10 protein-coding genes are annotated in these 12,772 nt (G+C 60.9%); 6 read left to right on the top strand and 4 right to left on the bottom strand.

Translation table 11 applies throughout. The features are described 5' to 3' along the window. Window positions 1–106: 106 nt before the first annotated feature. Window positions 107–1,348: an HD-GYP domain-containing protein gene (locus G113_RS02530; protein ID WP_005892674.1), complete on the bottom strand. Its 1,242-nt coding sequence runs from the start codon at window positions 1,346–1,348 to the stop codon at window positions 107–109. Between the two features lie 142 nt (window positions 1,349–1,490). Between G113_RS02530 and metA the strand changes: the two genes are divergently transcribed. Beyond that, window positions 1,491–2,438, top strand: coding sequence for a homoserine O-acetyltransferase MetA (gene metA / locus G113_RS02525; protein ID WP_005892672.1), 948 nt, complete (start codon window positions 1,491–1,493; stop codon window positions 2,436–2,438). A gap of 93 nt (window positions 2,439–2,531) precedes the next feature. Here metA and G113_RS02520 read toward each other — a convergent pair whose 3' ends face one another. Further along, the gene (locus tag G113_RS02520; RefSeq protein WP_005892670.1) at window positions 2,532–3,806 is read right to left on the bottom strand and encodes a cation:proton antiporter; all 1,275 of its coding nucleotides are present in this window, start codon (window positions 3,804–3,806) and stop codon (window positions 2,532–2,534) included. Window positions 3,807–4,007: 201 nt separating this feature from the next. On the opposite strand from G113_RS02520, the gene metH reads away from it, so the two are divergent. Together metH and rimK are read left to right on the top strand one after the other, a co-directional pair. Then, complete coding sequence (metH, locus tag G113_RS02515) at window positions 4,008–7,679, top strand: methionine synthase (protein ID WP_005892669.1); 3,672 nt, start codon at window positions 4,008–4,010, stop codon at window positions 7,677–7,679. A 215-nt stretch (window positions 7,680–7,894) separates the two neighbouring features. Beyond that, window positions 7,895–8,791, top strand: coding sequence for a 30S ribosomal protein S6--L-glutamate ligase (gene rimK, locus G113_RS02510; RefSeq protein ID WP_005892668.1), 897 nt, complete (start codon window positions 7,895–7,897; stop codon window positions 8,789–8,791). 93 nt (window positions 8,792–8,884) lie between these two features. On the opposite strand, the gene G113_RS02505 is transcribed toward rimK, so the two are convergent. Further along, window positions 8,885–10,324, bottom strand: a complete 1,440-nt coding sequence (locus tag G113_RS02505; protein ID WP_005892665.1) for a RimK family alpha-L-glutamate ligase — start codon at window positions 10,322–10,324, stop codon at window positions 8,885–8,887. A 186-nt stretch (window positions 10,325–10,510) separates the two neighbouring features. On the opposite strand from G113_RS02505, the gene G113_RS02500 reads away from it, so the two are divergent. Genes G113_RS02500 through G113_RS02490 form a run of 3 tightly spaced genes read left to right on the top strand, consistent with a single transcriptional unit; the run spans window position 10,511 to window position 12,050 of the window. After that, the gene (locus G113_RS02500; RefSeq protein ID WP_005892662.1) at window positions 10,511–11,014 is read left to right on the top strand and encodes a GNAT family N-acetyltransferase; all 504 of its coding nucleotides are present in this window, start codon (window positions 10,511–10,513) and stop codon (window positions 11,012–11,014) included. Then, complete coding sequence (locus G113_RS02495; protein ID WP_005892660.1) at window positions 11,004–11,243, top strand: DUF3624 domain-containing protein; 240 nt, start codon at window positions 11,004–11,006, stop codon at window positions 11,241–11,243. Before G113_RS02500 ends, G113_RS02495 begins: the two co-directional genes overlap by 11 nt. A gap of 60 nt (window positions 11,244–11,303) precedes the next feature. Further along, entirely contained in the window at window positions 11,304–12,050 is a 747-nt protein-coding gene (locus G113_RS02490; RefSeq protein ID WP_005892658.1) for an SDR family oxidoreductase, read from the top strand. A gap of 63 nt (window positions 12,051–12,113) precedes the next feature. Here G113_RS02490 and G113_RS02485 read toward each other — a convergent pair. Next, window positions 12,114–12,772: C69 family dipeptidase (locus G113_RS02485; RefSeq protein WP_005892656.1), on the bottom strand; the 659-nt coding region annotated here is incomplete at its 5' end.

Below are 12,772 nucleotides of genomic sequence, written 5' to 3'. Positions count from 1 at the left end.
CCCCGGACCTGCCTTGGGCCGAGCCATGGCTGCGGCATGAGCCATCCGGCGGTCTGGGCTATCTTGTGTTCCCTGCTGCGCCTTGTCCATGGGGTTCTCCTCGCGGCTACGACTTCGGCTTGTGTTCGAAGTAGTAGCTGATGCGGGTTCGGGGGTTCAGGTATTCAAACACGGCGGGGGGCAGGCGCTTGGGATGGATCACCTTGGCGATGGTGAGCCCCGCTTGCTCCAGGTCGATGATGGCCGCCTCCTGACGCGGTATTCGAGGGTCGTAGACCAGCACGCTGGGACAGAGCAGTCGGGCGCTATTGATGGACATCACCAGCCCGACCTGGCCGCTGGAGAGCTGCACCACGCTGCCCGGAGGGTAGATACCGAGCAGGCGGATCAGCTGGGCCAGGTTGTCCGGGTTGAACTGGCCCTTGCGCTGCTTGTAGAGGCTGGAGAGGGCCGAGTAGGGCACCTTGGCCTGACGATGGCAGAGGTTGTCGTATTCGTTGATGAGCGACACCAGCTGGGTCAGGGGATCGAGCTGGCCGGCCTTGAGCCCCTCGGGCCCGCTGCCATCCAGATATTCGTGATGGTGCAGCACTATGCCCTTGGCTTCGGCGGGGAAGGCACTCGCCAGGTTGATCAGATCAAGACCATAGCGGGGATGCTGGGCCAGCAGGTTTTGCTCCGGCTTGGTGAGGGCAGTGCGCTTGCGCAGGATCGGGCTCGGGATCTTCAGTTTGCCGACATCATGGAACAGGGCACCCATGCCGATCTGGCTGATCTGCTCGGCCCCCATTGCGCACTCCTTGGCCAGCATCATGCTCAGTACGCTGACGTTGAGGGAGTGATAATAGAGCTGATCCCCCTCCTCGCCATCAGCCATCAAGTGCAGCACCAGCTCATCCGCGGCCAGCAGCTGTCGGGTGATGGCATCGATCAATTCCTTGGCTTCGCCGATGGCATTGAGGGGGCGGGCCTGCACCTTGCCCATCAGGCTGCGCACCTGGCTCAAGGAGTGCTGGAACTGCTTCTCGCACTGCTGCAGGTCGCGGCGATACTGCTGCAACTGGGCGATGCGATCTTCCTTCTCCTGCTGCATCAGCGCCTGCTGGCGGCCCGTCTCCAGCGGTTGATCCAGGGTGGGCCGCAGGGCATCCAGCGGTTTGGGCGGGCTGTCGCTCTTGTCGGGGATCAGGGTGACCTGTTTCAAGCCGAGTCGGCGGATAAGTGCTATCTCTTCGTCGCTCTTGATCTTGAAACTGGAAAACAGGAAAGGGTGCTCGCGCCAGCCCAAAGGCAGGGAGACATAGTTGCCGACTTGCAGCCGGTCTACTGAAATGGTGATACCTGTCATGGTGTTCGGAATGAGGGGCGCTTGAGCCGTATGCTAGTCAAAGGCAGGGGCGAACACAAAGGTATCTGATGACAGCTCGGGAGCTTTATTATAGGCTTCTAGATGTCCAGACATTTTTACCGATGCAGTACAGGGAGTCAGCATGCCCATCAAGATCCCGGATCAGTTGCCCGCCGCCGAAGTATTGGGGCAGGAGAATATCTTCGTCATGACGGAATCCCGGGCCGTCACTCAGAACATACGCCCGCTGCGGGTGCTTATCCTCAATCTGATGCCCAAGAAGATAGAGACGGAGATCCAGCTGATGCGGATGCTCTCCAACTCGCCCTTGCAGGTTGACGTAGACCTGCTGCGCATCGATGACAGGGAGTCCAGAAATACCCCCCAGGCGCATCTGGAAAACTTCTATCACGATTTTGAGCAAGTGCGCGGCAACAACTACGACGGCATGATCATCACCGGAGCCCCTCTGGGGCGAGTGGAGTTCGAAGAGGTGATCTACTGGGACAAGGTGGTCGAGATCATCGAGTGGTCCCACGAGCATGTCACCTCCACCCTCTTCCTGTGCTGGGCCGTGCAGGCGGCGCTCAAGGCGCTCTATGGCATGGACAAGCAGACCCACGGCGAGAAGCTCTCCGGCATCTATCGTCACCACAGGCTCGATGAGAACGAACCGTTGCTGCGTGGCTTTGACGACGACTTCGTGGCGCCCCACTCCCGCTATGCCGCCTTCGATGGCGATCTCATCCGTGCCCATACCGACTTGCAGATCTTTGCCGAGTCCGAGGAGGCTGGCGTCTATCTCGCCGCCACCAAGGATTGCCGTCAGGTGTTCGTCACCGGTCACCCCGAATACGATGTGCTGACCCTGGACGGGGAGTACAAGCGGGATCTCGAGGCGGGGCTAGAGCCCATGGTGCCAGTCAACTACTACCCCCACAACGATCCGGCCAAGTCGCCACGGGCCAGCTGGCGTAGTCATGGGCACCTGCTGTTTGCCAACTGGCTCAACTACTACGTCTACCAGCTCACCAGTTATCGCCTGGAGGACATCGGCAAGGTGTTCACCTACGAAAAACCCCGCGACTGAGTGTGATCTGCCGCCTTACCCCATGAAAAAAGCCGCCCGGATGGGCGGCTTTTTTGTAGCCTTAGAGCCTATGTTGAGCCTGGGTCAGCCAGCCTAGTAATCGCCGTTGGCCCGCTTGGCTTTCTCTATCATGGGGGTGATGGTCATCCCCTGCACCACAATGGAGAACATGACTACCGCATAGGTCATGATCAATATCACCTCGCGCAAGTCCACGCCGGAGGGGAGCATCATGGTGTCGGTTGGCAATGCCAGCGCCATCGCCATCGCCAGGCCGCCACGCAGGCCGCCCCAGGTCAGAATGCGGATGGAGAAGGTGTTGTAGCTGCGGAACTTGCGAAACGCCACATAGGGCAGGGAGACGCTGATGAAGCGCGCCGCCAGGCAGAGTGGAATGGCGATGATGGGCAACAGCCAGAACTCCCAGCCAAGATCGAGCAGCACTATCGCCAGACCGATAAGCAGGAACAGCAAGGCATTGAGGAACTGATCCATCAACTCCCAGAAGTGATCCAGATAGTGCTTGCTCTGTTCGGAGAAGCCGGTATGACGAGTCCAGTTGCCGATCATGATACCGGTCACCACCATGGCCAGGGCACCGGAGACACCCATGATGTTGGCCAGGGCAAAACCGGCGGTCGGGATGCACAGGGTCAGCAACAGTTCGAGGGAACCATCATCGGTGGCGCTGATCATGACGTGGGCCAGCAGGCCGAGCAGTAGACCGAACAGTATGCCGCCGAGGGCTTCATGCATGAAGACAGAGGCCACACCCGAGAAGGTAGGCTCACTGCCGCCGAAGGCGACGGCAAAGACGGTGACGAAAATCACCAGACCCACACCGTCGTTGAATAGGGATTCACCCTCGATCTGGATGGCGATCTGGGGTGGCGCCTTGAGCTTCTTGACGATGGCCAGCACGGCGATAGGGTCGGTGGGGGAGATGAGGGCCCCGAACAACATGCAGTAGATAAAGGGAATATCCCAACCCAGCAGGGCTGAGATGCCCCAGAAGCCGTAGCCGATGAGGAAGGTCGACAACAGGGTGGAGAAGAGGGCGAGAATGGTGATCTCCCACTTCTGATCTCGCAGGGCTGGCAGATTGATCCCTATCCCGCCTGCAAACAGCAGGAAGCCCAGGATCCCCTTGAGCAGGAAGTCCTGGAAGTTGATGCTCTCCATGGTGGAGACGGCCAGGGGTTGCAAGTTGAACCAACCCAGCTTGCCGAACATGACCATCAACAAAGAGATCAGCATGGAGCCCGCCGTGATGGCGATGGTGGTCTGGATTTTGAGGACATATTGGTTAGCGAAGGCGATGAGAATCGCCAATGCTGCCAAGAAGCAGAGAGTGTAGTAAACGCTCATATTTATTTTTCTCGTTGGAGTTACAGCAAGCACGAGTCCATACAGGACGCGCATAGGGTACTCTGTGGTGATAGTTTACTCACTACCTACTTTTGGGTATCGAGACGAAAGTTTTAGACAGATAGACGGCTAGATTTCCATTTTTTTTCTTTGCTGTTAGGATGAAGCCACGCAGTTGCATGGATGTAAGAGGGAAGAGCGGTGTCGATAAATAACAAGAGTCTACAGGCTTGCCTGGCGCAGAGGATCCTGATCATAGATGGTGCCATGGGTACCATGATCCAGGGCTACAAGCTGGGTGAAGCGGATTACCGGGGTGAGCGTTTTGCGAACTGGCATACCGACATCAAGGGCAACAACGACCTGCTGGTGCTGAGCCAGCCCGGGATCATTCGCGAGATCCATGATCAATATTGCGCCGCCGGGGCCGACATCCTCGAGACCAACACCTTCAACGCCACCCCCATCGCCATGGCCGACTACGAGATGGAAGCCCTCTCGGCGGAGATCAACCTCGAGGCAGCCCGGCTCGCCCGCGCCGTTGCCGATGAGTGGACGGCCAAGGACCCCACCAAGCCGCGTTTCGTGGCTGGCGTGCTGGGCCCCACCAACCGCACCGCCTCGATCTCCCCGGACGTCAACGACCCGGGCAAACGCAATGTCACCTACGACCAGCTGGTGGCCGCCTATACCGAATCGACCCACGCCCTGATCGAGGGGGGTGCCGACATCATTCTGATTGAGACCATCTTCGATACCCTCAATGCCAAGGCTGCCGCCTTCGCGGTGGAAGGGGTGTTCGAGGCGCTGGGCTATGCCCTGCCGGTGATGATCTCCGGCACCATCACGGATGCCTCGGGCCGTACCCTCTCGGGTCAGACGACCGAAGCCTTCTATCACTCCCTGCGTCACGTCAAACCCTTGTCATTCGGCCTCAACTGCGCGCTGGGCCCCGATGAGCTGCGCGAATACGTGGCCGAGCTGTCTCGCATCAGCGAGAGCCATGTCAGCGCCCACCCCAACGCCGGTCTGCCCAACGCCTTTGGCGAGTACGATCTCGATGCCGATGAGATGGCGGCCCACATCCGCGAGTGGGCCCAGAGTGGTTTCCTCAACCTGGTCGGCGGCTGCTGTGGTACCACCCCGACCCATATCCGCGCCATGGCGGACGCCGTGGCTGGCCTCAAGCCGCGGGCCTTGCCCACGCTGCCGGTCGCCTGCCGTCTGTCGGGTCTGGAGCCCCTCATCATCACCGCGGAGTCCATGTTCGTGAACGTGGGGGAGCGCACCAACGTCACCGGCTCCGCCAAGTTCAAGCGACTCATCAAGGAGGGGCTCTACGATGAGGCCCTCGATGTGGCCAAGCAGCAGGTTATGAGCGGTGCCCAGATCATCGACATCAACATGGACGAGGGGATGTTGGACGCCGAGGCGGCCATGGTGCGCTTCCTTAACCTCATCGCCGGTGAGCCGGACATCGCCCGGGTGCCGGTGATGATCGACTCCTCCAAGTGGGAGGTGCTGGAAGCGGGCCTCAAGTGCGTGCAGGGCAAGCCGGTGGTCAACTCCATCTCCATGAAGGAGGGGGAGGAGAAATTCATCGAGCAGGCGAAGCTGCTGCGTCGCTATGGTGCCGCCGTCATCGTCATGGCCTTCGATGAGCAGGGTCAGGCCGATACCCGGGCCCGCAAGTTCGAGATCTGCCAGCGCGCCTACCGCGTCCTGGTGGACAAGGTCGGCTTCCCGCCGGAAGACATCATCTTCGATCCCAACATTTTCGCGATCGCCACCGGTATCGACGAGCACAACAACTACGCGGTGGACTTCATCGAGGCGGTGAAGGACATCAAGGATAATTTGCCCCATGCCATGATCTCCGGCGGCGTTTCCAACGTCTCCTTCTCGTTTCGGGGCAACGAACCGGTGCGCGAGGCGATCCATGCGGTCTTCCTCTACCACGCCATCCAGAACGGCATGGATATGGGGATCGTCAACGCCGGTCAGCTCGCCATCTATGAAGATATTCCGGCGGAGCTGAAAGAGAAAGTCATCGCCGTGGTGCTCAACCTCAATGACAACGCCACCGAGGAGTTGCTGGCCATTGCCGAGCGTTATCGCGGCAATGGTGCGCAAGCCGAAGATCCCCGGGATCAGGAGTGGCGCAGCTGGCCGGTGGGCAAGCGGCTGGAGCACGCTCTGGTCAAGGGCATCACCGACTTTATCGAAGAGGACACCGAAGAGGCGCGGGCCGGGGCCGAGAAGCCGCTGCACGTGATCGAAGGGCCGCTGATGGATGGGATGAACGTGGTCGGCGACCTGTTCGGCGCTGGCAAGATGTTCCTACCCCAGGTGGTCAAGTCGGCGCGGGTGATGAAGCGGGCGGTCGCCTACCTGCAACCCTATATAGAGGCGGAGAAATCGGGGGGATCGAGCAACGGCAAAATCGTGATGGCGACCGTCAAGGGGGATGTGCACGACATCGGCAAGAACATCGTCGGCGTGGTGCTGCAGTGCAACAACTACGAGATCGTCGATCTGGGGGTCATGGTCTCCTGCGAGAAGATCCTGAAAACGGCCCGTGAGGTGAACGCCGACATCATCGGTCTCTCGGGTCTTATCACTCCCTCCCTGGACGAGATGGTACACGTGGCCAAGGAGATGGAACGTCAGGGCTTCAAGCTACCGCTGCTCATCGGCGGCGCCACCACCTCCAAGGCGCACACCGCAGTCAAGATTGAGCAGAACTACTCCGAGCCCGTGGTCTATGTATCGAACGCCTCCCGGGCAGTCGGCGTGGCCCAGAGCCTGCTCAACCCCGAGCTCAAACCCGCTTTCGTTGCCCGCATCGACAAGGAGTACGAGATTGCCCGGGAGCAACATGCCCGCAAGCAGCCGAGATCCAAGCCGGTCAGCCTGGCCCACGCCCGGGCCAACCGCCAGCAGCTGGACTGGGTGAACTATCAGCCTCCCGCCCCCCGCGAACCCGGGGTACAAAAGTTCGAGAATGTCGCCATCTCGGTGCTGCGTCCCTACATCGACTGGACGCCGTTCTTCCTGAGCTGGGAGCTGGCGGGCAAGTATCCGCGCATCCTGGAAGATGAGGTGATCGGCGAGGAGGCGACCAAGCTGTTCGCCGAGGCCAACGCCATGCTGGATCTGCTGGAGCGCGATGGCAGCGTGCGTTGCGCCGGCATCATCGGGCTCTTCCCCGCCAATCGGGTCGGTGACAGCATCGAGGTCTATAGCGACGAGTCGCGCAGCCAGGTGCGCAAAGTGCTGCACCACCTGCGTCAGCAGAGCGAGAAGCAGGGCTTCCCCAACTACTGTCTGGCGGACTATGTGGCGCCCAAGGAGAGCGGCAAGCCTGACTGGATCGGGGCCTTCGCGGTGACCGGCGGCATAGGTGAAGAGGCCATCGCCAACGCCTACAAGGCGCAGCATGATGACTTCAATGCCATCCTGGTGCAGGCGGTGTGTGACCGTTTGGCCGAAGCCTTTGCCGAGTACCTGCACGAGCAGGTGCGCAAGGTGCATTGGGGCTATGCCGCACAGGAGGCACTCAGCAACGAGGAGCTGATCCGGGAGAACTATCAGGGCATACGACCTGCCCCTGGCTATCCGGCCTGCCCGGAGCACACCGAGAAGGGCAGCATCTGGGAACTGCTGGATGTGGAAAACGCCATCGGCATGCAGCTGACCGAGTCCTACGCCATGTGGCCTGGCGCCGCGGTATCGGGCTGGTACTTCTCCCATCCGCAAGCCAAGTACTTCGCGGTGGCGCAGATCCAGCAAGATCAGGTCGAAGATTACGCCATGCGCAAGGGCATGAGCCTGAGCGAGGCAGAACGTTGGCTGGGGCCTAACCTGGGTTGAGACGCGCGTCAGCCAGGCTGACCATCAGCCCCATGAAAACGGCGGTTCCACTATGGAGCCGCCGTTTTACATCTGGATGACAGCATCCGATATTTTGCACTTTTTGTGTGGATTGTCTTGTTGTCAGGATAAACGATTGGCGTTGTCATGGCGCTGTGGCACCTTATACTCTCCCGCCCTATCCTGCCCAGGCACTGCCTCCTAGCGGAACTTTCATGAAGATTGCAATTTTATCCCGTGAGCCCAGAAACTACTCCACTCGCCGCCTGGTCGAGGTGGCTCGTGCCCGTGGTCATGAGGTCGAGGTGCTCGACACCCTGCGCTGCTACATGAATATCGCCTCCCATAATCCCTCCATCCATTATGAAGGGGGCGAGCTCGGAAATTATGATGCGGTGATCCCGCGCATTGGCGCCAGCATCACCTTTTACGGCACCGCCGTACTGCGCCAGTTCGAGATGATGAGCACCATGGCCCTCAACAGTTCGGTGGCCATCTCCCGCTCCCGCGATAAATTGCGCGCCATGCAGCTGCTGTCACGTCATGGTATCGGTCTGCCGGTGACAGGTTATGCCCACAGCACCCATGATGTGCCGGATCTCATCAAGATGGTGGGGGGCGCCCCCCTGGTGGTGAAGCTGCTGGAGGGAACCCAGGGGATAGGCGTGGTGCTCTGCGAGACCCAGAAGGCTGCCGAGAGCGTGATCGAGGCCTTCATCCAGACCAACAACAACATCCTGGTGCAGGAGTTCATCCGCGAAGCCGATGGCGCCGATATTCGCTGCCTGGTGGTCAACGGCAAGGTGGTCGCCGCCATGCGCCGCCAGGCCCAGCCGGGGGAGTTTCGCTCCAACCTGCATCGGGGCGGTACGGCCGAGGCGATCAAGATCACCCCGGAAGAGCGGGCGACAGCGGTTCAGGCCGCCAAGATCATGGGGCTGGACGTGGCCGGTGTCGACATACTGCGCAGCGCCCGTGGTCCGCTGGTGCTGGAGGTTAACTCCTCCCCCGGTCTGCAGGGGGTGGAAGCGGCTTCTGGCAAGGATGTGGCGGGCAAGATCATCGAGTATCTGGAGCTCAAGGCGAGTCGCAAGCACAAGCCGGCGGAGTGAGTCCCCGAGCTGGCACCGGCAATGGGTCAGCGGGGCTCAATAACAGAGGGGAGCTCAGGCTCCCCTCTGTCGTATCCGACACCAGGATAAGGTTCATGTCAGGGCTTGCAGCCCCCGGTTTTCCAGGCGCTCGCGAAAGGCCCGGGCCAGCCGATCGTAGAGATCCGGTGCCTCTTTATCCTCGATGTCGCCACGGATCCAGGGGTTGTCGATGATCTCTAGCAGTACACAATCGCGCCCCTGCTGACGCAGATCCACCCCAAACAGGCCAGTGCCGAGCTGATGCACGGCCCGCCGCGCCATCTGCAATACCCGTTCTGGTACTTCGGTCAGCGGCATGGCCTCGATCCGGCTCATGTCGAGGGGGTGCTTGCGGCGACGGATGCGATTGCCGGGTTCGGGGCGGTAGCGGCGGCAGGCAAACAGAGGAGAGCCGTCGAGAAAACCGATGCGCCAGTCAAACTCGGCCGGGATCCGGCTCTGTATCAGCAAGAGGGCGGAACGACTCAGCCCCTCTTCCAGCAGGCGGACGAGCTGCTGCTCGTCACTTGCCATGGCCAGATCACGCCCCTGGGCGCCGTCCGGGATTTTCACCATCAGCGGCAGGCCAAGTCGCTGCACCAGCTCGTCTACCTGATGACGTCCGCGACGGGTGACCACCATAGTCGGTGGCATGGCCACGCCGCTGCGCACCATCAACTCATAGAGGTAAAGCTTGTTGCTGCAGGCGAGAATGGCGCGGGAGCTGTCGATGACCGGCATCTTTAGCTGCTCGGCCCGACGGGCAAACTCGAAGGTGTAGTGGCCGACGGCCGTTTCGGATCTCAGCCAGAGGCTGTCGAATTCGGGCAGCCGCTCTATGGCGTTGGGGGCGAGGATCTCGGCGTGGATCCCCTGAGCGGCCGCGGCCCGGATGAAGCGAGCCAGCGCCAGTTCATCGCTGCTGGCGCGGCCATCGGCGGGATCTGCCAGTATGGCGAGCTGGTAGCGCGGTGTGCTGGGCTCGGCCTGATCACCGACCAGGGACTGGACATGGCTCAGCATCAGGGCGCGCTCTCCCTCGCCAAGGGCCAGGGGTGACAGGCTCTGCTGTTGGCGCACCGACCAGCCGTGGCGGCCGCGCTTCAGAGTCAGCTCCTGGAGCGGCAGCTGGCTCAGGCCATAGTAGTAACGAGCCAGCCCTGCCAGCGCCTCTTGTTCACATTGACCGAAGATGGCGCGCACCCGGATCCTGTCTTCGTTCTGCTGGGCCAGCCAGCCTTGCAGCTTGCGCCACAGCTTGGCCGGCGGCTGCTGGGGTTGCAGCACACTGATGGCTTGCAGCCCGGGCAGGCAGTGGTGGCCACGGGCCTGAGCCAACAGCGAGCAATAGTAGCCGGCACTCAGGTGATCCAGACTGCGGCAGAGGTTGATGATGCGACCACGTCCCCCGGTCGTTGGCAGGCCATGTTGCAAATAGGAACGGGCGGTCAGCAGGTAGTCGCCATGACAGGGCCAGTCACCCGGCTCCTCGACAATGACATAAGTACTCATATTTTCGACTCCAGGGATGAGGCTGCCGGTATGGCAGTATCCCCGGTGGGCTTCGATGCACCGACAGCACGACCATGGCGCGAGGGGGGACAAGAGGTTAGAGTGCCTAATATGACGCTTTGGTAACTTGTGATACAAGTCGCATTTCTGGTGCTGAAGATAAATAACTCAAACGAGGACTCCCCTGTGTTGACCCTGCGCGCCGCCCGTCCCGATGATCTGGGTGCAATCGTAAAACTGGAGCGTTACTGCTTCCCGCCCGAGGTCGCCTTCGGCCGCAATCGCTGGCACTATCTGCTCAGTCACGCAAAAGGACATACCCTGCTGTTGCACGATGCCAAGGGTCAGCTGATGGGCTATCTCTGCCTGCTGGAACACAAAGGCTGGGATCGATTGGTGATCCAGACCCTGGCCATTCATTGGCGGATGCGGCGCCAGGGCTGGGCCCGTCGTCTGCTTGAGCAGGTGATAGCCAAGGGCAAGGCGCAGGGCTGGGGCGCCATCCGACTCGAAGTGGCCGATGGCAACGATGAAGCGCTGCCTCTCTACCAGCGACTCGGCTTCAAGGCCCAGCAACGACTGCCCGATTATTACGGCCGGGATCAACACGCCCATCGACTGGTGCTGCGATTGCACGAACCCAAGAAGACGGGCGCCGTCGCCATACCGGGTTATCTCCGTGAGCTGTGAGATCTGTCTCGCGACAGCCATCCGCGCCAAGCTGGGTCGCTGCCCCGTCTGCGCCATCCAGACCCTGGTCATCGGCCTGACGGGGTGGACAGCCTGGTGGTGGCTGGGGGCGGACAGCTCGGTCAATGCCCTGACGGCTCTCCTGTTCGGGCTCGCCGGCTCGGCGCTGTTTGCGTTGCACCTGCTGGTTTTTGTCTGGCGCAAGATCAGGGGGCGCGAGCTCGACTGATACATCTACAAGCATGAACATCTTCGACAACCGATTTGAATAGCAGCCAAGGAGGCTCAGATGATTGCAATGGTAACGGGCGCTTCGTCCGGTTTTGGTGAGGCGATCAGCCGCGCGCTGGTAAAAGCGGGGCACAGGGTGATTGGCACTGGGCGACGCGCCGAGCGTCTGGCCGCCCTGGGCGATGAGCTGGGCGACAGCTTCCTGCCACTGGTGTTCGACGTGCAGGACAAGGCGGGCACCCGATCAGCCCTGGAGGGATTGCCCGCAGACTGGCGCGAGGTGGACCTGCTGGTCAACAATGCCGGTCTGGCCCTGGGACTGGCGCCGGCCCACCAGTCGGATCTTGATGATTGGGAGCAGATGATTGCCACCAACATCAGTGGCCTGACCCTGGTAACCCGGCTCTTGCTGCCGGGCATGGTGGCACGCAACCGTGGCCATGTGATCAACATTGGCTCCATCGCCGGCACCTATCCCTACCCGGGCGGCAACGTCTATGGCGCTACCAAGGCATTCGTTAAGCAGTTCAGCCTGAACCTGCGTGCCGATCTGGCAGGCTCGGCGGTGCGGGTTACCAATGTGGAGCCAGGCCTGTGCGGCGGCACCGAGTTCTCCAACGTGCGCTTCCATGGGGATGACGCCAAGGCGGCGACCGTCTATCAGGGGGTGCAGGCCATTCAGCCGGAGGATATCGCCAATACCGTGCTCTGGATCGGTGAGCAGCCCGCCCATGTCAATATCAACAGCATAGAGATCATGCCGGTGGCCCAGACCTTCGGCCCTCTGCATATCAGCCGTGGCTGAGTGCTCCGCCCGATGAAATGAAAAGAGGCACCCTGGGGTGCCTCTTTGTTTTGATGGCCCGGGTTAGAGGCTCATTATCTTCTTGAACTCCTCTTCCGAGTACTTCTTCTCCGTACTCTTGGTGAGATCCGTCATCAGCTTGTAGCGCAGATCCTTGGCCATCTGATAGGTCTGCTCCAGCTGGCCGTAGGAATAATCTGCCGCCAGCCCAAGCGCCGTGGCCTTGTCGCTGGCATAACTCTGTTTGAGGGTTTTGTCGAGCATGGTCACCTCCTTGTAGAGCTTGGCGCTCTCCTTGCTCCAGACGCTGCGCAGCAGCGGCAGATACTTGTCCGGGTTGGTGTTGGCCAGCGCGGTCAGGCTGCGGAACTGCCAGTAGGCGGAGTCATCGGAGTAGCTGTCGCTGCCAGTGCGATAGGGCAAAGGGTAGGATTCCAGCGGGCTGTAGATCGGCACCATCACGGATTCGGCCAGCACGCCGTAGCTCTGCCAGATGATCCCCTGCAGCTCCTTGGGCATCTCCTTGCGCAGCTGGATCACGTGGGATTCGAGCTGCCTGTCGATGCGGATCGGTCGCTCCGCCTTGCCAGCGAGCGGTGTTCCCTCATAGGTGGCGCTCAGCACTTTGGCCACATCCGGCACGGCGATGGGGGCATCGGGCTTCATGAACAGCGGGTATTGCGCCTGCCGGGTGGCTTGTTGGTGGGAGGCGGTCAGCATTT

This window comes from Aeromonas molluscorum 848 (assembly GCF_000388115.1).
GTDB classification, from domain to species: Bacteria; Pseudomonadota; Gammaproteobacteria; order Enterobacterales; family Aeromonadaceae; genus Aeromonas; species Aeromonas molluscorum.
The sequence above is the reverse complement of the archived record's forward strand: the minus strand, read 5'-3'. Positions and strand labels throughout refer to the sequence as shown.